At 52.7% G+C, this 19,822-nt stretch carries 15 protein-coding genes; 12 read left to right on the plus strand and 3 right to left on the minus strand.

Annotated features, from left to right (window positions below; translation table 11 throughout):
* The first annotated feature begins 9 nt into the window (after positions 1 to 9).
* From ACR9FF_RS04780 to ACR9FF_RS04800, 5 genes are all read left to right on the plus strand, one after another.
* Complete coding sequence (locus ACR9FF_RS04780) at positions 10 to 723, plus strand: GntR family transcriptional regulator (RefSeq protein ID WP_435169400.1); 714 nt, start codon at positions 10 to 12, stop codon at positions 721 to 723.
* A gap of 17 nt (positions 724 to 740) precedes the next feature.
* Entirely contained in the window at positions 741 to 1,112 is a 372-nt protein-coding gene (locus tag ACR9FF_RS04785) for an iron chaperone (RefSeq protein ID WP_127496831.1), read from the plus strand.
* Between the two features lies 1 nt (position 1,113).
* Positions 1,114 to 1,635, plus strand: a complete 522-nt coding sequence (locus tag ACR9FF_RS04790) for a GNAT family N-acetyltransferase (RefSeq protein ID WP_435169403.1) — start codon at positions 1,114 to 1,116, stop codon at positions 1,633 to 1,635.
* A gap of 34 nt (positions 1,636 to 1,669) precedes the next feature.
* Positions 1,670 to 2,152, plus strand: a complete 483-nt coding sequence (locus ACR9FF_RS04795; RefSeq protein ID WP_435169405.1) for a DinB family protein — start codon at positions 1,670 to 1,672, stop codon at positions 2,150 to 2,152.
* Between the two features lie 127 nt (positions 2,153 to 2,279).
* Positions 2,280 to 2,594, plus strand: coding sequence for a hypothetical protein (locus ACR9FF_RS04800; RefSeq protein ID WP_435169407.1), 315 nt, complete (start codon positions 2,280 to 2,282; stop codon positions 2,592 to 2,594).
* 60 nt (positions 2,595 to 2,654) lie between these two features.
* On the opposite strand, the gene ACR9FF_RS04805 is transcribed toward ACR9FF_RS04800, so the two are convergent.
* The 3 genes from ACR9FF_RS04805 to ACR9FF_RS04815 all read right to left on the minus strand — a co-directional run bounded on the left by ACR9FF_RS04805 (position 2,655) and on the right by ACR9FF_RS04815 (position 6,792).
* Positions 2,655 to 2,993 carry a hypothetical protein gene (locus ACR9FF_RS04805; RefSeq protein ID WP_435169409.1) on the minus strand — a complete coding sequence of 113 codons (339 nt, stop codon included), beginning with the start codon at positions 2,991 to 2,993 and terminating at the stop codon, positions 2,655 to 2,657.
* A 447-nt stretch (positions 2,994 to 3,440) separates the two neighbouring features.
* A complete protein-coding gene (locus tag ACR9FF_RS04810) occupies positions 3,441 to 5,069 on the minus strand; it encodes a response regulator transcription factor (RefSeq protein WP_435169411.1) in 1,629 nt (542 codons plus the stop codon).
* A gap of 10 nt (positions 5,070 to 5,079) precedes the next feature.
* Positions 5,080 to 6,792, minus strand: coding sequence for a sensor histidine kinase (locus ACR9FF_RS04815; protein WP_435169413.1), 1,713 nt, complete (start codon positions 6,790 to 6,792; stop codon positions 5,080 to 5,082).
* 219 nt (positions 6,793 to 7,011) lie between these two features.
* Here ACR9FF_RS04815 and ACR9FF_RS04820 point away from each other — a divergent pair, with 219 nt between their 5' ends.
* The 7 genes from ACR9FF_RS04820 (at position 7,012) to ACR9FF_RS04850 (ending at position 19,770) form a co-directional block, all read left to right on the plus strand.
* Positions 7,012 to 7,896: an ABC transporter permease gene (locus ACR9FF_RS04820; RefSeq protein WP_127496825.1), complete on the plus strand. Its 885-nt coding sequence runs from the start codon at positions 7,012 to 7,014 to the stop codon at positions 7,894 to 7,896.
* 13 nt (positions 7,897 to 7,909) lie between these two features.
* The gene (locus ACR9FF_RS04825; RefSeq protein ID WP_201007096.1) at positions 7,910 to 8,788 is read left to right on the plus strand and encodes a carbohydrate ABC transporter permease; all 879 of its coding nucleotides are present in this window, start codon (positions 7,910 to 7,912) and stop codon (positions 8,786 to 8,788) included.
* Between the two features lie 63 nt (positions 8,789 to 8,851).
* Positions 8,852 to 13,153: a carbohydrate binding domain-containing protein gene (locus ACR9FF_RS04830; RefSeq protein ID WP_435169416.1), complete on the plus strand. Its 4,302-nt coding sequence runs from the start codon at positions 8,852 to 8,854 to the stop codon at positions 13,151 to 13,153.
* A 141-nt stretch (positions 13,154 to 13,294) separates the two neighbouring features.
* Positions 13,295 to 13,960 carry a beta-glucanase gene (gene bglS / locus ACR9FF_RS04835; RefSeq protein WP_373312762.1) on the plus strand — a complete coding sequence of 222 codons (666 nt, stop codon included), beginning with the start codon at positions 13,295 to 13,297 and terminating at the stop codon, positions 13,958 to 13,960.
* 288 nt (positions 13,961 to 14,248) lie between these two features.
* A complete protein-coding gene (locus ACR9FF_RS04840; protein WP_435169418.1) occupies positions 14,249 to 15,973 on the plus strand; it encodes an extracellular solute-binding protein in 1,725 nt (574 codons plus the stop codon).
* A gap of 375 nt (positions 15,974 to 16,348) precedes the next feature.
* Complete coding sequence (locus ACR9FF_RS04845; protein WP_201007102.1) at positions 16,349 to 18,154, plus strand: cache domain-containing sensor histidine kinase; 1,806 nt, start codon at positions 16,349 to 16,351, stop codon at positions 18,152 to 18,154.
* Positions 18,151 to 19,770, plus strand: a complete 1,620-nt coding sequence (locus tag ACR9FF_RS04850) for a response regulator transcription factor (RefSeq protein WP_435169420.1) — start codon at positions 18,151 to 18,153, stop codon at positions 19,768 to 19,770. Before ACR9FF_RS04845 ends, ACR9FF_RS04850 begins: the two co-directional genes overlap by 4 nt.
* The last annotated feature ends 52 nt before the right edge of the window (positions 19,771 to 19,822 follow it).

Consider the following 19,822-nt stretch of genomic DNA (forward strand, 5'->3'; position numbering starts at 1 on the left):
AGAACGGCGATGAAGCTGGTACGAAACAACAGCCCTTTGTATATACAAGTGATGAACATTATAAAAGACCGGATTTTGCACGGGGTGTACCCGGTGGATGCGAATATTCCATCCGAGCCGCTGCTGGAGCAGGAATTCCAGGTCAGCAAAATAACGGTACGCAATGCGATCAAGGCGCTGGTGCAGGAAGGGTACCTGGAGACGAGCAGCGGCAAAGGCACGAGAGTCATCCGCAATACCTCCTCCTCCAAGCTGTCCAAGCTGAAACGGTTCACGGAGGTTCTGGTAGAAGAGGGACATCAGATCGGCAAGCAGCTGCTGCGCGCGGGACTTTCGAATAACGAAGAAGGAACGGAGCCGTATCGTCTGTTCGGGCCGCAAGCTTTGAAGATCGACAGGTTGTATCTGCTGAACGGGACGCCCTATATTCATTACACGCATTATTTGCCGGCGAAGCTGCACGGCAGCGCGGACGTTCTTAGGATTCAATCGCTATACGACTGGCTGGAGGAGCAGGGCTTTGTACCCGAGCATTACCGGGATGAATTTGCCGTATCGCCGGCCCCGGACGAAGTGCAAGAAGCACTCGGAATGACTGCGGGACAAGCTATCGTGCTGAAGCGTTCCCGGTTTGCTTATGGCCCCGACGACGGTTTGATTGAGTACAGCGTTGGCTTTTATAATACGGATATGCATCCTTACGTCGTTAATTACGATGTGTAAGGACCAAGGAGGCCGACATGGAAACAAACGCCGCGGAGTACAAAACGATTGATGAATATATTGCAAACTTTCCGTCCGAGCTGCAGACGACCCTTCAGAAGATTCGGGAAGTGATACGGGAAGCTGCGCCGGACGCGAAGGAAAAGATCAGCTACCAGATGCCGGCTTTTGAGTTGAACGGAAATTTAGTCTATTATGCCGCGTTCAAAAAGCATATCGGATTTTACCCGACGGCGGCAGGTATCAGCGCTTTTCAGGAGGAGCTGTCCGGCTATAAAGGAGCCAAAGGTTCCGTACAATTCCCGCTGAACAAACCTATTCCGTACGAACTGATCAAACGGATCACCGAATACCGGGCAGCGGAGAACAGGCAGAAAGGGAAGAAGTAAGATGGCGGATGTTTATTTGGTTCGGCCGGGTCTGGAGTGGAAGGAGCCTTACCTGGATTTTTACCGGGAATGGATCGACAGCGGCGAGGATATCGTCCCTTGGGTGGTGGAACAGGATCCTTCGGACTTCCAGGCGATGATTGGGTGGCTGGAGGACGTCTCGAACGGGATTGGTCTTCAAGAGAGCTGGGTGGCGAACTCCACCTATTGGCTGGCAACGGAAGACCGCAGAATCGTTGGCGCGGTGAACATCCGGCATGCCTTGTCGCCTTGGCTGATGGAAAGGGGAGGGCACATCGGATACGGAATCCGCCCTTCCGCAAGAAGGCAAGGATATGCGACGAAGCTGCTTGCCCAATCTCTCGAGAAGACGAGGGAGCTTGGCATCCGGAAGGTTCTGGTCTGCTGCGACGAGAGTAACGTTGCATCGGCAAGCACGATCTTGAACAATGGCGGAGTTGAGGATACGAGCTTCAAGGAAGAGAATGGGAACGTGATCCGCCGGTTCTGGATAGAGGGTTAGACTTTCTTGATTATGGACGAAAAGAGGGATACCGATGAGTAAAGGATTGCTTCACCAACTTGGCTTTATCAGGCAGGTAACGGTAAATACGGTTCGCGGTCTGTCGGAAGCTGCGCTGGATCATGTACCGGACGGCTTCAATAACAATATCAGGTGGAACCTCGGGCATATTTACGTGGTTCAGGAAAGGTTTGCTTTTCATTTCGCAGGGGAGTCCGTACACCTTCCCGAAGGCTTTGAGCGGTGGTTTGCGAAGGGCACCAAGCCGGGCGATTGGCAGGATGAAGATCAACTGCCGGAGCTTGAGGATTTGCTGGAGCTGCTTGCCGGACAGCCGATTCGGATTGCGGAAAAATTGCATGATAGAATAGATGAGCAAGTGGCCGTTCCGTTCACCACGGGGACGGGACTTACTCTCCATACGGTTGGCGAATTCCTCAGTTATACCTTATACCATGAAGGGATTCACTTCAATTCCATCAGTCTGCTCAAGCGTTTCGCGGCTAACAAACCGTAATTGTTCTTTGTAAGCGTTTTGTTTTAAAATTGTCAAATTTCACACAAACCAGTCGAAAGGTTTTGGGCGCATTTTATCAACATGTCACCTTTTATCGCATATGGTGTTGCAAGGTGGTGATGATGGAGTGACATTTACACTTATCGACTGGATCAAGTATACGTTTTGGGGCGTATTCGGGTTTATGATTATCGACTTCGTAATTGCCTTTTCCAAGTCGTTCTGGCAGGGAAGTTTCAAGACATCATTTCTGCCTTATCTAAAGGACATTCTATTCTACGTATATCCTCTATATTTCCTATTATCGATAGTCAACCTGGACCCGACGGAGTGGACGCTGATTACCCTATTCTTCATAGGCGGCTTATCCCTGATGATCAAGTACGTGCTTGACATTATCGGACGGTTCAAGCCAAAAGCCGAAGACGAAAGCGGGACGTAGCACCCGCACGACCTAACGCAAAAAGACCCCAAGAGGGTCTTTTTGCGTTAGGCCCACACCTTAGTTACGGGAACGGTTGCAGCAGGCAAAAAGCCTGCAGCAGCCGATCGAGCGCCTTGGCGCGCGGAAGAATGAGGCGAATAGCAGGCAAAAAGCCTGCTGCAGCCATTCGGGAGCCTTGGCACGCGGAGGAATGAGGCGAATAGCAGGCAAAAAGCCTGCTGCAGCCATTCGGGCGCCTTGGCGCGCGGAGGAACGTGGCGAATAGCAGGCATAAAGCCTGCTGCAGCCATTCGGGCGCCTTGGCGCGCGGAGGAACGAGGCGAACAGCAGGGAAAAAGCCTGCTGCAGCCATTCGGGAGCCTTGGCGCGCGGAGGAATGAGGCGAATAGCAGGCAAAAAGCCTGCTGCAGCGGTTCCAGCACCTTGGCGCGCGGAGGAACGTGGCGAATAGCAGGCAAAAAGCCTGCCGCCCAAGCGGCATGGCAGCCCGAAGAGAGTGGCGAGTTCCAAGCCACGAGAACGAGCAGGTAGCTAATACAAAACCGGAGCAGAAAAAAAGACCCCTGCGAGGGTCTATCTTTCTGCTTCATCCCCAAACGATGAAGCGAGGTTTTTGTGGTGTAACGACGCACGGAGCAGGCGGGCACGGAGCAAGTGAATGTTCTGGAGAAGCGGAGCGTTTGCCTTTGTTTCCGGATTCGGACCACTGTCCGATTGTTCAAAGAATCCGGAAACAACAGCAATCGGAAGAACATTCACTTGCGTAGAGCCAGCCCCAGCTCAGTACCACGCGAGCCCTTGCGTAGAGCCAGCCATCGGCCAGTTACCTACAACTATTCTGCTTTATCCGCCCCTCCCCTCATCGTCCCTATACTCCTGGGGAGTCACGTCAAAAAACTTCTTAAACACGCGGATGAAATACGCGGTATTGTTATAGCCGACGATCTCGGCGATCTCGAATACCTTGGACGGCGTTGTGCGTAGCAGGAAGGCGGCCTTCTCCATCCGCAGCCGGTACACGTATTCCGTCAGCGGCTCGCCGGTTTCCGCTTTATAGATTTTCGAGAGATACACGGGATGCAGATGGACATGGTCGGCAATAGCGGGCAGCGATACGTCCTTCGCCAGATTGGCGTCGATAAACGACCGGACCGCGCGAACAATCGTACTATGGTTATCTTTGAGCTCCTGATCGGCATCCTCGCGAATACCCTGCAGGATCCGGATCGACCATTCCATCAGCTGCGCCGCCGTGGTGTAAGCCGGAGCATGGAAGAACTTGAGTGCCTCAGGCGAAAGAACGGAGGACAACAGCTTGCCGTTCTTGTGAATGATATACGAGAACGCGCCGGCCAGCACATGATAAGCTTCAATCAGCTGTTCCGACATATCCTGTTCGCCGCCCGTCTCCAGCATATCGCGGAAAATATGCCGGATCTTCGCCTCGACGTCGTCGAACCGGCCGGCATCCAGAAGGCTGATCAGGGTAGGCGGCTCGTATAAGGACCAGACCGTATTCATCGGGCTGGAATCCAAGGCTTCCTGCGTGGTCACAAACAACCCTTTTCCGTGGCCCATCTTCCGGCGCATGGAGGTAACGGCATGCTCATAGATTTCCTTCACTTGTCCCGGAAACGTTCCTTGACCCCCTACGAGTACCGAAATAGCCCCCTTGAGATAGTTCTGCACATTGGTCTGAATTTGCGCGGCGTAACGCTCGAGCAAAGACCTGGCTCCGGCGCCAGCAACCGCCGGATTCCTTGGTTTTACAAGAATCACGATGTAATCATGAGCATCCCGGGCGTGCCAGATATGATAGTCATTTTGCATGATTTCACTCGTTATATTGCAAATTGCGTACTCCATCAGCGCGGAATCCTGTCCCGGCATTTCGGCAAAACGCTCCTCCATCCGGATCAGCATCATGCACACCTGATCGCCAACCGCAAAAGGAAGCTCCAGAAGCGTCAGCTTGTCCGCGAGCGTTGACTGATTGCTGCCTCTCAGCAGCTCATTTAGCGTATTAGCCCTCAGCAAAGGAAGGTTCTCGTTTAAGGTGTACAAGGTTTTCCGGTAGGAGGCAACCTCTTCCCATTTCTCCTTGATTTGTTTCACAACGCGCTCAACCGAATGGATCAGATCCTCGTCGCTGACCGGCTTCAGCAGATAGTCAAAGGTATTCTGAACGATCGCTTGCTTGGCATAATCGAAATCGGCATATCCGGTGAGCAAAATAGTCCGGACATGCGGCCATTTGCTATTAATCGCCGTAATGAGCTCTATGCCGGACATCCCCGGCATTTTGATATCGGTAATCACGATATCGATCGCATGGTCTTCCATGATTTGCAGGGCTATCGGCCCGGATAAGGCTTCGTGAACAACGCTAATGCCGCATTCTTCCCAAGGAATCGTCTCGGCAAGGGTCTCGACAACGGACCGTTCATCGTCTACAAGCAAGAGCTGTAACATGCTGCTTCACCTACTCTATTGTTTTGTCACTCCAGGTAATAGTCGTCTTGATTCCCCCCAAGTCTGAGCGGGAATAAGACAAGCCGGCTCCTTCTCCAAACAGATAGATCAATCTTTGATGCACATTCCAAGTCCCGCAGCCCATATTGTCGTCAAGCGGTTTGGTTAAGCTGAGCTGCAGCTTCTGAGTTTCCTCGTCTGTCATTCCAATCCCGCTGTCCTCCACGACTAACCGATACACCCCGTCCTCCGCATATCCGCGGATCCGGATCTCGCCGTTCTCCGCCTGCGGCTCCAATCCGTGGACAATGGCATTTTCGACAATCGGCTGCAGGGTTAACCGCGAGATCGTCTTGTTCATCAGCTCATCCGGCACCTCAATCGTAAACCGCATCCGTTCAAGCCGGAGAGACTGGATTTCCAGGTAATTCGTGACCATGCTAAGCTCCTCACGGATCGTCGCACCGTCGTTTTCCGATCTCGTAATATAGCGGAAATACTCTCCAAGATTCAATGCCATCGCAACAACGGCTTTTTCGTTTTTCATCCGTGCCATGTTTTTGATATAGAACAGGCAGTTGTACAGAAAATGCGGATTGATCTGGGATTGCAAATGCTTCAGCGTTGCTTCACGCCTCCGCAGCTTCTCCTCGTATACGTTCTCGATCAGCTCCTGGATTCGCTGGGCCATAATGTTGAACCGTCCGAGCAAAAGGCTGAATTCGTTATGGCCCGAATGGCTCAGCCGCACCGAGAAATCGCCGGAAGACAGCCGCTTGGTACCCCGGACAAGCTTGAGCAGTGGGACCTGCACACTTCGGTAAATCACGAATATAACGGCGATACTCATGACGAGCAGGACGGCAATCGACGTATAGAACAAGTTCCGGCTGTTCGTAATCGGACTCAAAATCTGCTGCATCGGAACATAATCGACATAATACCACTTCAGGCTATCCGACTTGATGTAAGAGACGTAATACTCGGTATTGTCCAGCTTCGTACGGAAGCCTCCCCGCTCCCCGAGCTTGGATGATTTCAGCTTCTCCGTGAGAAGAACGATCTTCGCGGCGTTGGCGGAATGATTGCGGATCGATCCCTGCTCCGGATTAAACAGGAACGGATCGCCGCTGTTGTTCACTTTGTTTTCGTCCAGCATGGCCGTCACATGATTGATCGGGAAGCTGATCTTCGTAATGAGCCTCGCGCTGCGCGGATTGGACATTGCCGTCGTTGGTTCGGTGGCATACCAGACGAAGCTGTCGCCCGTATACTCCCAGGATTTGAGGAACGGCCTCGTAAAAGCATCCTCCCGATACGTGATCGTATTGTAATAGTCCGTGGACAAGGCGTCTCCCGTGCGCGGGAAAAACAACGTAATGGTGGAATGCCACTTGCTGGCGGCGTTGTACAGATTCATTTTTTCCAGTATGGCGACGCTCAGCTTTACCCGTTCATAAGGCTGCTCCCGGAAGTCCGGACGCTGGTACTCCTGAATGCTGGAGTCTTGCCCGATCGATACGCCGTAGAGGGATAACTGATAAATATTCGACTCGACCTGGGCGGCGAAAGAAGACAAGCGATTCGTTGTGCCGCTTTGGATTTCGTTCTCGATGACGCGCACGCTTTCCCGGTTGGAATAGGTGTACAGGGATAGGACCGGGATAAGCAGGAGCAGGACGAGAAGGGAGATTTTCGTAAAAACATTGAACCGCAGCAGCAAGATGATGCCCCCTTCAGATAGTTAAAATATCAATATCGTTGTTGCAATATTAGGATATAGATCACAAATCCCCGTTGCTATAATCGTTATATTACAAGGTCAGGACGACCTAGAAAAGCACAAATTTGTCTGAACATGGAGGATACCGCGGTGAAAGAAACAGCTTTACAGCTACCTGCACAACAAGAAAAACGCCGTGTTTCAAGGAAAAGCTGGAACATGAAACGCAACTGGCCCCTGCACGTGATGCTCCTGCCGGCGCTTGTTCTCGTCATTATTTTCCAATACGTTCCGATGGCCGGAATCGTAATCGCGTTCCAGGATTTCAAGCCTTGGAAAGGGTTAACCGGATCTGAATGGGTCGGCCTCGACAACTTCCGGTTTCTGTTCAAGTATCCGGATATCGGTCAGGTGATTTGGAATACGCTTGTCATCGCTTTTTTCAAAATGGCAGCCGGACTTATCGTTCCGTTCCTGTTCGCCATTCTGCTCAATGAGGTCAGGCTGATGGCCTTCAAACGGGTTACGCAGACGCTTGTCTATCTGCCGCATTTCCTGTCCTGGGTTATTCTTGGGGGCATTCTGCTCGATATTCTCGCTCCGGACGGGGGATTGGTCAACAAAGCCGTAACGGCGCTGGGGTTTGAACCGGTATTCTTCCTCGGGGACAACAACTGGTTCCGTTTCACGCTTATAATCAGCGATGTCTGGAAGGAGTTCGGCTTCGGAACAATCGTCTTCCTGGCGGCACTGGCGGGAATCAATCCGGCGCTTTACGAGGCTGCGGAGGTGGATGGGGCGTCAAGGCTGAAGCAGACCCTTCACATTACGATGCCGGCGCTGATGCCGATTACCATCGTGCTTGGAACCTTGTCGATCGGCAATATTTTGAATGCCGGGTTTGATCAGGTGTTTAACCTGTACAACCCTCTCGTGATGGAGAAGGGAGATATTATCGACACCTTCGTTTATAGGCTGGGGATATTAAACGGGAAAATGAGCTTCGCCACAACGGTCGGACTGTTCAAATCCGTCGTAGCGACGATTCTCATCGCGACATCTTACCGGTTGGCCTATAAATTTGCGAATTATCGCGTCTTCTAAGGAGGTTCTACTTTTGTACCACAAAACGTTAGGCTACAAAATTTTCAACATCGGCAACTATGTGTTCCTTGGTCTTCTGTCGCTTCTGTGCATCCTGCCAATTATTCATATTCTAGCCGTATCGTTCAGCAGCATGGCGCCGGCTTCCTCGAATCTGGTAGGCTTCTGGCCGATCGGCTTTACGACTGATGCTTACGAGAAAACGTTCGGCAATTCCAATTTCCTGAACTCGCTTGGCGTTTCGGTTATGAGAACCGTATTATCCACGGTAATCGGCATGGCTCTTTGCCTAATGACCGCTTATCCGCTGTCGAAGGAGGATCTTCATTTCCGGGGCCGCACGATGTATATCTGGATTTTTGTCTTTACGATTCTGTTCAGCGGAGGCTTGATTCCAAGCTATATTCTGATTCAGAAGCTAGGCCTGATGGATTCCATCTGGGCGTTAGTGCTGCCCGGCGCGGTGTCGGTATGGAACGTCATTCTGATGCTGAACTTTTTCCGGGGCCTGCCGAAGGAGCTGGAGGAAGCGGCTTATCTGGACGGGGCGGGCCAGCTGAAGACGCTGGTGCTCGTGTTTATTCCATTGTCGATGCCGTCGATCGCGACTTTGTCGCTGTTCACGATGGTCTATCAATGGAACTCCTGGTTCGACGGGATGATCTATATGCGGGATATCAAGGATTATCCGCTGGCTTCGCTCCTCCAGACGATTATCGTTCAGCAGGATTTCAGCAAGATCAACGTCGATCCGAAGCAGCTGGAGAACATTTCGCAGCGCACGGTACGGGCCGCGCAAATTTTTATCGGCGCGCTTCCGATTCTGCTCGTTTATCCGTTCCTGCAGCGGTTCTTTGTTAAAGGGATGGTAATTGGCGCGGTAAAAGAGTAGCGATAGGCAAAGGAGGGGCCGCTTGATGCGGCCCCGATCATGTAAACCATTTGGGAGGTAACTATGTTAAAAAAGAGATTATCGCAATTAACGGCCTGCAGTCTGCTGGCAGCCACTCTTAGCCCGCTTGTTGGAGGGACAGCGATTCATGCCTCGGAAGCGGCTGCAGCAACTTCGTTTAAGGATCTCCAAGGGCATTGGGCGGAAGCCGCCGTCAATCGCATGGCTTCGTTTGGAGTTGTAAGCGGTTACGAAAACGGTGCGTTTAAGCCAGGCTCGCCAATCAGCCGTGCAGAATTTATTGCCATGCTGGACCGCATATTCGGATTCGCCGGACAAGAAGCAGCCGGATTTCAGGATGTGGCACCTGATGCGTGGTATTCCGACGCGGTAACGAGAGCAAGCGGTTCCGGCATTGTTCAAGGCGTGGACGCGAAGCATTTTGCTCCAAGCGCCAGCATTACGCGGGAAGATGCAGCGGTTATGATTGACCGGGCGTTCGAGCTCTCGACGGGCTTGGAAACCGATGCGCAGCTTCAGCAGTTTAGTGATTTGGCGGATGTTTCCGGATACGCAAAGAAAGCGCTTACTTACCTAACGGACGAAAAATACTTAAAAGGCTATAACGGTAAGCTTCAGCCGAAGTCACCGATTACGCGCGCCGAGTCGGCCGTGCTTTTGTCCGGCATGATCGGGGATTTGGTTGCTAAGCCGGGCAAGTACGACGCTGCGCAAGTGGAAGGCAACCTCATCATTCGCTCCACGGATGTTACCGTCGACCGTACGGCGGTGCACGGAAGCCTGCTGCTTGCCGAAGGGATTAAAGAAGGCGATGTGACGCTCAAGGGCGTTACCGTTACAGGCAAGACGGTTGTTAAGGGCGGCGGAAGCCATTCGGTTGTTTTTGACGGTGCCAAGCTGAAGGATGTGCTTATCAACAAGCCAGGCGGTCCGGTTCGCGTTGTTTTCTCAAACGGAACGACGGCGGATCAGGTCCTTATCCAGCATCCGACGGACTTCGAATGGTCTGCGGACAGCCGCGTAGGAAGTCTTCAGGTCCAGTCGGGCGGCGTAACGGTGAATGACAAAGCCGTGCCGGCAGGCACGACAACCACCCTGGGTACGGGTTCCGCGGGAACAACCAATCCTCCTGCAACCAACCCGCCGGCTACGTCCGGGGAGAAGCCCGTACCGCCGACAACGATAGCGGATAACGAGTGGAAGCTCGTATGGAATGATGAATTCAACCAATCAACGATTGATTCAAGCAAGTGGACGGTTCAAGATACCGGCGTTGTTTACAATAACGAGCTTGAGTACTACAAGCCGGATAATGCGGTTATTGAACAAGATGGCGACCGCAGCGTCCTGAGCCTTAAAGCCAAGAAGGAAGAGCATAAAGGAAGCCAATACACCTCCGCGAAGCTTATCTCCAAAGAAAAAGGCGACTGGACCTACGGCAAGGTTGTTGTCCGCGCCAAGCTTCCCGTTCAGCAGGGCATGTGGCCGGCGATTTGGATGATGCCAACCGACGAAGCCCATTACGGGGGCTGGCCGGCTTCCGGCGAGATCGATCTGATGGAGCTGATTGGCGGAGCGAACAAGAACCGCGTCTTCGGCACCCTTCATTACGACAGCGTTCAGCCGGATGGCTCGCATGGCTCCGAACAAGGCAGCTATGTTCTGCCGGAGGGCAAGAGCTTTGCCGACGATTACCACGATTTTCAACTGGAATGGCTCCCTGGCGTCATTCGATTCTATGTGGACGGCCAGCTCTACCAAGAAGTGAGCGACTGGAAAACCAAAGGGCCGGGACAGCCGGACTATTATACGTATCCCGCTCCGTTTGACCGCCCGTTCTATCTGATTCTGAACCTGGCGGTAGGCGGTGATTGGCCGGGTTCGCCAAACGGCGACTTTACGGCCGATGAGATGAATGTCGACTTCGTAAGGGTGTATGAATACAAGAATTTGGACAGCTGGAAGGATGTAACGGGCAATCCGCCGGAGCCGTCCCCTAAGCGCGAACCGCAGGCTGACGGCAATCTGCTGTATAACGAAAAGTTTACGCAGTCAACGGATGCAAACGGCGTGCCGCAGGATTGGCAGTTCCTTCTTAACGCCGGCGGCTCAGGCCAAGTGGCCGTTGTTGACGATGCTTCCAAAGGAAAAGCGGCAAAAATCGCAATCGATAACGCAGGTACGGAGATTTACTCCGTTCAGCTGACGCAAATACCGGTGTTTTTGCAAAAGGGCAAAAAGTATAAGGTCACGTATGAGGCGAAGGCCGACGAGGCCCGCACGATAATGTCGAAGGTGAATCAGTTCGAGAAGAACTGGAAGAATTACTCCGGCGAGCAATACGGCAATCTGACGACCCAATGGCAGTCTTATGAATATACGTTCGACATGCTGGAGAGCACCGACAACAACGCGAGATTCGAGTTTAACCTCGGGAAGAACGCGACGACCGTCTATATCGCAAACGTGAAGCTGGTTGAGATCGGCGATGCGTCCCCTCAGCCGGAGGTGCCGGGTGAACGGGCCGCGCTGGCGGACGGCAATCTGATCTACAACGGTACGTTTGATCAAGGGAAAGACCGGCTGGCTTTTTGGACCAAGTCCGTTGCTCCGGGTGCGGAAGCCGCGGTCAGCGTGAATAACTTCCTTGCGTTCCCGATTTATGAGCGGCAGTTAGTCGTTAATGTCGTAAACGGAGGAGCGGACGCGGAAGCCGTAACGGTCTCCCAGCCGAGGCTGGCTCTTGCAGGGAACAGCGAATACGGCATTACTTTTGAGGCCAAGGCCGATGCGCCGCGAAGTATGAAGGTTGAACTGGCCGGCGATCATTCCGCTTCATACCCAGGCGGCAACACCATATCGCTGGGCACCACGCTGCAAGCCTACTCGCTGGAAGCGGTATTGGGGGGCGGCGCGGATACGGCGGAAGCTGAGCTAAAGCTGCTGTTCGGCGGAGAGAGCGGTACGGTCTATGTCGACAACGTCCGGCTGGTGAAGCGCGGCGAGCCGATGACGGTAGCGGGCTATACGCATATTCCGGCGGCAAACGCATGGGAGATGCAGGGGCTGCAGCTCGAGAACGCAAGCGAAGGCGGCAAAAACGTCGCTTACATGGATGAAGGCGATACGCTCAAGTACAAAATCGGCGTAACTCGTTCCGGTGAATATCAATTCTCGGCCAGAGTGGCAAGCGGTAAGGATCAATCGCAAATCCGCCTGCGGATCAAAGACGAGAATGGTGCCGTTGTCTCGCAGTCGAGTTATGAACTCGGCAATACCGGCGGCTGGCAGACTTATCAAACCGTCTATATGAAGCCTGCCGCACTGGCAGCCGGACATGACTATTATGTGGAATTCCAGGGCTACGACTATAACACGCTTTGGGTAGACCTGTCGCCTAACCTGGTTCAGAACGGCGGATTCGATACGGATCTTAACGGCTGGAATCTGAGTGCGGGAGGTTCGGCGACGATGAGCCGCTCGGATGGGGGAAGCCTGGTTGCGACGCTCCCGGGCACAAGCGCGAACTGGTGGGACGATACGCTTCAGCAAGGCCAATTAACGATCGAGAAGGGCAAGACTTACAGGCTGGAATTTGATGCTTCCGCTACTAGCGAGAAAGCCGTGCAGGTTGTTGTCTCGCAAAGCAGCGGCGATTTCGCCAAATATTTGGAGGACACTGCCCAGCTTTCCGCAGACCGCAAGCATTACGCGTATTCTTTTGCAATGGCCAGCGATTCCGATCCTTCGTCCGTGCTGGTGTTCGGGCTGGGCAATCCGGCGGGCGCTCTAGGCGAGCATTCGGTAATGATCGATAACGTACTGCTGTACGAGGTTAATGCTTCCGCGGAGAGCGGCGGCCAGCCTACGAACGTCAATCTGCTGCAAAACGGCAATTTCGCGAACGGCCTCGCGGGGTGGTTCTCTTATACGGCGGCACCGGGCGAGCTTACGATCGGGGCTAACAACGGAAAGCTGGAGGCTTTGATCGGCGCTGTGGGCGATAACCCTTGGGACCGCCAGGTTATTCAAGAGGGCTTTGCTATTCAGCAGGGAAGCAAGTATGCATTTAGCTTCAAAGCGAAAGCAAGCACCGCAAGGAAGCTGGGTCTTGGAATCGGATGGGTAGATGTGCCGGCAGGCTATGCCTGGCATGGCTATTACGGCCAGCAGGTGGATTTGACGGAAGAGGAGCAGACCTTTACGTTCACCTTTGACGTGACCGATCAGGGTTATAATACGTCCCGCATCTCCTTCGATATGGGCAATATTGCGGGCGGCAACGCCGGTAACGCGACGATTACGATCTCGGACGTTAGCTTGGTCAATCTGGGGCCGATTTAACGCCATTGTATAGATCGAAAGCTTGGTGCTGGGGGAGGGGATAAGCGAAGGCGGCAGGCAATTCCAAGGCATGATAAAATCCGGAGGTGTTCTATGAAAAAGAAAGCATCCCTTCTTATGGCCGGTTCGGCGATTGTATCAATGTTGTTTGTCTCAAGCTCTTACGGGGCTACGGAATTTTGGGAGCCTCTGACGTATTATAATCCCGCTACCTGGCAGAAGGCGGACGGCTACTCGAACGGCGGCATGTTCAACTGTACCTGGCGGGCGAACAACGTAAGCTTTACGAGCGACGGTCATTTGAAGCTGGGCTTGACCAGCTCTGCCTACAACGTGTTTGACTGCGCCGAGTACCGTTCCGTCAACAAATACGGTTACGGTCTGTACGAGGTCAGCATGAAGCCGGCGAAAAACACGGGCATCGTATCTTCCTTCTTCACGTATACCGGTCCGTCTGACGGTACGCCTTGGGATGAGATCGATATCGAGTTCCTCGGCAAAGATACCACCAAGGTTCAGTTTAACTATTACACGAATGGCGTAGGCGGCCATGAGAAAATCGTTGATCTTGGCTTTGATGCGTCGCAAGGCTTCCATACTTACGCGTTTAACTGGCAAGCCGGGTCTATCAAATGGTATGTGGACGGCGTACTGAAGCATACGGCAACCTCCAACATCCCAACCAATCCGGGCAAAATCATGATGAACATCTGGAACGGCAAAGGAGTCGACAGCTGGCTCGGAGCCTACAACGGCGCCAATCCGCTTTATGCCGAGTATGATTGGATGAAATATACGAGCAACTAGTTTAGCGTCAACGGTACGGGGGAACCTGTACCGTTGTTTTTTTCTTGTTTCGGCCGAGCTCTATTTGCTATAGGCGGGCGAGAGGGAGCGAGAGATCAAATAGCCCCTCAGGGGATATATTCCAACTGGCATGGTATAGCCCGTTACAGTAAAATTTTAAGGATGCATATTCAATTTCCAACATCCTAAAGAAGTGCAATCGATGTTGCAATCTTAGTATAGAACGGGGTAGTCCAACTCCTTATTATAAGTCCTGTAAGCTAATACATTGCACTGGGGGAAACGCAGTTGAAAGAACAAAAGAGAAAGTTGCTGCCGACCATGGTACTCGCGGGAGTGATCTCCCTTACGGCGATTACGAGCGCATGCGGCAACAATAACAATGCACCGGACAATGCCAATGCGAGCAAGGAGCCAAGCAACACGGCTTCTGCGGAAAATACGAATGCAGGCTCGGAAGTGAAAGACGTCAAATACGATCCTCCGATTACCGTTACCTATTTGCGTCCTTGGGGCCCGGATGTCAAATTCAAATCGGGCGAAGACCAGGACAATAACGTTCATACGAAATGGGCGCTTGATAAATTCGGCATTCAGCTCAAGAATCAGTGGATTGCTCCTTCCACGAACAATGCCTTTGAAACGAAGCTTCGTTTGTCTCTGGCAACAAACGAAAAAATGCCGGATATTATTTCGTACCGCGGTGACTTCACGCTGGTAAGAGAGCTGATTGATTCCGGCCGCTTCGTTGATGCAGGCGAGCTGTTCGACAAATATGCAAGCCAGGTATGGAAGGATGCGATGAACGAGGATCCAACCGTATGGTATCCGTACATGGAGGACGGCAAGCGAATTGGCATTCCGATTCTGGATTACGCTTACAATGGCGACCCTGTCATGTGGATCCGTGAAGACTGGATGCAGAAGCTTGGACTGTCGGCGCCAAAAACGTTGGATGATCTCGAAAAAGTGATGGATGCCTTCACGAACCAGGATCCGGACGGTAACGGCAAGAAGGATACTTACGGTCTCGCAATCGGCTTCAAGAACTGGATTAATACATGGATGTCGGACGCGGGCTGGATCTTTGGCGCTTACGGCACAATGCCTAACCAATGGAACAAAACCGCGGACGGCAAGCTCGAATACGGCTCCGTAACCGAAGGCTCCAAGAAGGCGCTGGCCACGCTTCAAAGCTGGATGAGCAAAGGCTATCTGCCAACCGAAGCGGGTCTCTATGACGAGACGAAAGCGGCGGAAGACTTCACGGCGGGCAAAGCGGGTATCGTTGTTGGTCCTCACTGGATGCCGGCATGGCCGCTGGAAGACGTGAAGAAGAACAATAAAGACGCGCAGTACAAAGCTTATCCGCTGCCAGCGGGACCAGACGGCAAAGTGGGACGTCACGGTACATCGAACTCGAACGGCGTAGTCTTGATTAATGCCGAAATGGAGCATCCGGAAGCGTTCTTCGCTTACCAGAATTACCTGTTCGAGCAATACGCGAATCCGCAGGTTGGCGGAGAGTTCGAGAACGGTCTTGCCGAGGGTTACGACTGGGTTACGGTAGACGGCCAGGTGAAGACGGACGCGGCAAGCACGGGCGGTTACGCACCTGAGAAATATACGCTGACGTTTGACGGCGCTCGTATTCCAAGCCTGAACATGCAAGTGCTCTCGAAGCTCGCGAACGGCGAAGAAGCGACGACGCCATTCGAGAAGAAGCTGAAGATGAGCACTCCGCAGCCAATGCTGGAAGCAGCTAAAATTGTACAGGAGCAGAAGGATTCGGTTCTGCCTCAAATGTTCACGGGCGCTCCGACCAAGACGATGCAGACAAGCAACGATATTCTGGGCAAGATGGAGAAGGACACCTTCTCGCAAATCATCTACGGCAAAGCTCCGGTTGATTCCTTCGACAAATTCGTGGAGAAGTGGAAATCCTCCGGCGGCGATAAAATCACCCAGGAAGTTAACGAGTGGTACCAATCCGTCAGCGGCGGAACAAAATAATAATAAGTATCCGAACCGCCTCTCATTAGTAGAGGCGGTTTTTTTGTCCCCCGCTCGTAAAAAGAGCAGGGTTCTTTGCGGCGTAACGCCCGTAAGGGCGCAGGAAACCGGACGGAGCGGGGAGGCACGGAGCAAGTAAATGTTCTGGAGAAGCGGAGCGTGCGCCTTTGTTTTCAAAGTTTAACCTAAGACCATATTTAATTGGGAAACTTTGAAAACAACAGCGATCGGAAGAACATTTACTTGCGTAGTGCCTGCCACAGCGAAGTAACCGCCTCCTCCAGCGTCCAACCAGTTACCCGCAACAACCAACTCTTTTTATGTTATAGTATTGGTTATTTAAACGACTTACGGACAATGACGGGGGAGCTTCACATGGTATGGAATTGGTTTATTCGGAAAAGCAGCGTGCAAAATAAGTTTCTGATCGCTTCGCTGGTGCTGATTATTATACCGCTGGGACTGTTCGGGACGATCTCGCTGCAGATCTCCAAGGACTCCATCACCTCGCAGGTCAGCCAGTCGAACTTGAAGACGCTGGGGCAGATTGCGGACAAGACAGACCGGATGCTGGATGACATTATCGCGGTGTCGAACCAGTTCTTCCTCAGCACCGAGGTGAACCACGCGTTTACGCAAGCCTTTGATCCAAGCAGCTACGAATATGCCATGCAGAGGGCTTCCTTCGATCAGATGCTGTCCAATTCCATTTATTCGTTTAACCGGATCAGCTTTCAAGTACTATTGAGAGGCCTTAACGGCTTTGAATTTCCGGGCAACGGCATGGAGGAGACGTTGTCTCAGCCGGTCAGCTCGTATTCGGACAAGGAGTGGTACCGTGCCGCCGTTTACGGTCAAGGCCAGATTATCTGGGTAACCGAGCCGATGCCGGAGCTGACGGGTGTAGACCGGGGGGCAGCCTTCTACGGCGTACGGATCAGCAAGCGGTTTGAAAGCGGTTCACCTACGGGCATTGTAGCGGTCAGCGTCGACGAAAGCTCGCTTAACGACTTATACAGCAGCGCGCTCGATAAAGCGCAGGAGATCGAGATCGTAGACGCAAACGGAAGAATCATCTCCTCCGGCCATAAAGACCAGATTCGCGAGTCGCTGGCCAGCCGGCCGTATTATTATAAAATCCGGGATTACGATTCCGGTTATTTCAGGGCGGAGGAAGGCGGAAAGGAGCAGCTCATCTCGTTCCAGACGATCGGCAAGACGAATTGGAAGCTGATTTCGTACACGCCTACGGCGACGGTATTGTCCAGCATCAACCAGCTCCAGACGATCGTTATTCTGGTTTTTGCGGGAGTTGTGCTGCTTGCGTACGCATCCTCTTATTTTATGGCAAGGCGCCTTGCCGTTCCGATCAAAAGATTGTATAACCATTTTGGACGGGTGGAGCTTGGCGATTTGTCGGTCCGTCTTCCCGTTAACTCGGAGGATGAAATCGGGCATTTGACGAGAAAGTTCAACCGCATGCTCGAACGGATTCAGGAGCTGCTGGAAAATATCCGGCTGGAGCAGGAGCGCAAAAGACATGCGGAGCTCCAGGCGCTGCAATCGCAGATCAACCCGCATTTCCTGTACAATACTCTAGCCTCGATCCGGTTTATGCTCGTGAAGCACAAGCCGGAGACGATTGATTCGGTTATCGTGGCGCTGGTGAAGCTGCTCAAGCAATCCATTTCGAAGCAGGACGAGCTTATCCCGATCGGGGAGGAGCTGGAGATGGTCCGGAATTATTTGTACATTCAGCAAATCAGGCAAGGGGACCGGATGGAGGTCCGGTACGAGCTCGAAGAGGAGCTTTACGAATACAAGACCATCAAGCTTATTTTGCAGCCGCTCATCGAAAATGCGATATTCCATGGCCTGGAACGCAAGGGAGAAGGACAACGGCAGCTTATCGTGAGAGGGTATATGGAACGAACCGATATTTGTTTTGAGATCGAGGATAACGGGGTAGGGATGGATCTTGGGGACATGGAATCCAAGGCAGCGGGAGAGCAAGACGAAAAATTGGTTCACCGCGGAGGCTACCGGAACGTTCACGAACGGCTTCAGCTTAATTTTGGCGAGAATTACGGAATCAGCGTGCAATCGCAAGCCGGGGCCGGAACGACGGTCCTCGTCCGGATACCCGCTATACACAAATGGGAGGAGGTGCGGACAAGATGAATATTCTCATTGTGGATGATGAACCGATGATCCGGGAATGGTTCCAGATGACGGTGGAGCGGACGGGCGGCGATTACCGGATAGCGGGCGAAGCTTCGAACGGCGAGGATGCTTTAACCTTTTGCCGGACCCATCCGGTTGATCTTGTCGTTACGGATATCAAGATGCCGGGAATGAACGGGATTGACCTGATCAAAGCGCTGAAAGAAGAAATGCCGCATATCCGGTCGGTAGTCTTCAGCTCTTACAGCGAGTTCCAATTCGCGGCGGAAGCGCTGAAGTTTGGGGCAAGCGAATACATTTTGAAGGCGGAAATTACGCTGTCCGGGCTGGAACAGATTTTGCAGAAAATCAAAAAGGATATTGACCTGGATCAACGGGCTGCCAGCGAAATAAACGCGCTTAGATACAGCTTGAACGAAAGTCAGGTTACGCTCCGCAATGCCTATTTCCGCGAACTCTTGGAGGGTGGACGGGAGGCGGCGAATGGATTCGCGGAGAGAATGGAGCGTCTGCATATCGGGTTGTCCGAGAAGCATCTTGCCTTGCTTGTTGTGGGAATCGTACAGGGCTCGGAGCCGCTGCGGATCCGGGAGGAAGGGCTGCTGCAGAACGCGGTCATTAACATTCTGGACGAGACGCTGCATCATGAGCTGGGGAACGGCTGCTCCTTCCTCTACAAGCCGAATCTGTATATCATGCTCTGCAATTCGGTTCACACGGGATTAAAGTCGCAGCGCGAATCGCTGCTTGTGCTGGCAAGCCGGGCAAGCGAGCATTTGCAGCGGTTTGTCGGAGCTAACGCCGTGATCGGAATCAGCCATATGTACAGCAGGCTGTCTTATTTGCCGGAGCAGCTGTCCGAAGCGCTTGCGGCTGCGGACCGTCATTTATTTTACGGCGATCCCGGCATTGCCTGGTATGAAGACAACGGCAGTGCAGGCAGCGCGGCTTACAGCAACTTCGGGTCCGGCTGGACGTCAACGTTTCAAGGCTATCTGGATAACGGACTGACGGCTAGAGCCGGCTTGTTCCTCGAGAAAATTATGGACGAGATGGAAACGGAGAGACAGCTGTCAGCCAAGCAGGCAAGGTCGCTGGTGCTGGAGTTGATTTACATTGCGGTTAACCGCGCCCGAACGGTAGGCGTTCCGACGGAAGAGCTGGAGACGCTCTATATTGACGCCCACGTGGAGGTTCAGCGGTATGCAACGTTCCGCGAATTGTCCGGCTGGGCAAGCAGCGTTTTTCATCAGATCATGGATCGGATCAGCGCGCGGCGTCCGCAGTATGGCGAAGCGGTGGAACGGGCATGCGAATATATTACGATGCATTATGCGGAAGATTTGCTGCTGCAGGACATCGCGGATCATGTTCATCTGAGCCGGACGTACATCAGTGAATTGTTCAAGAAAGAAACGGGCATGAATTATAACGAGTACCTGATGCAGGTAAGGATGGAAAAAGCGAAGGAGCTTCTGAAACGTCAGACGCTGAAGGTTGCCGATGCCGCGGCGCTTGTCGGTTATTCGAATACGAGCTATTTCATCAAGCTGTTCAAGAGCTATACAGGCTTGTCCCCGGCCGAATATATGGAGCGGCAGCGAAGCGTCTAAATAAATACCGATCCGTCAAACATCGCGATAACGCGGTGTTTTTTTGTGAAAT

Origin of the sequence: Paenibacillus glycanilyticus, from assembly GCF_051200795.1 — a bacterium.
GTDB lineage: Bacteria > Bacillota > Bacilli > Paenibacillales > Paenibacillaceae > Pristimantibacillus > Pristimantibacillus glycanilyticus.

Coding starts and splice junctions, on each gene's coding strand:
- ACR9FF_RS04780 (WP_435169400.1), top strand. CDS start 10: ATGAAGCTGGTACGAAACAACAGCCCTTTGTATATACAAGTGATGAAC.
- ACR9FF_RS04785 (WP_127496831.1), top strand. CDS start 741: ATGGAAACAAACGCCGCGGAGTACAAAACGATTGATGAATATATTGCA.
- ACR9FF_RS04790 (WP_435169403.1), top strand. CDS start 1,114: ATGGCGGATGTTTATTTGGTTCGGCCGGGTCTGGAGTGGAAGGAGCCT.
- ACR9FF_RS04795 (WP_435169405.1), top strand. CDS start 1,670: ATGAGTAAAGGATTGCTTCACCAACTTGGCTTTATCAGGCAGGTAACG.
- ACR9FF_RS04810 (WP_435169411.1), bottom strand. CDS start 5,069: ATGTTACAGCTCTTGCTTGTAGACGATGAACGGTCCGTTGTCGAGACC.
- ACR9FF_RS04820 (WP_127496825.1), top strand. CDS start 7,012: ATGAAACGCAACTGGCCCCTGCACGTGATGCTCCTGCCGGCGCTTGTT.
- ACR9FF_RS04830 (WP_435169416.1), top strand. CDS start 8,852: ATGTTAAAAAAGAGATTATCGCAATTAACGGCCTGCAGTCTGCTGGCA.
- bglS (WP_373312762.1), top strand. CDS start 13,295: ATGTTGTTTGTCTCAAGCTCTTACGGGGCTACGGAATTTTGGGAGCCT.
- ACR9FF_RS04845 (WP_201007102.1), top strand. CDS start 16,349: ATGGTATGGAATTGGTTTATTCGGAAAAGCAGCGTGCAAAATAAGTTT.
- ACR9FF_RS04850 (WP_435169420.1), top strand. CDS start 18,151: ATGAATATTCTCATTGTGGATGATGAACCGATGATCCGGGAATGGTTC.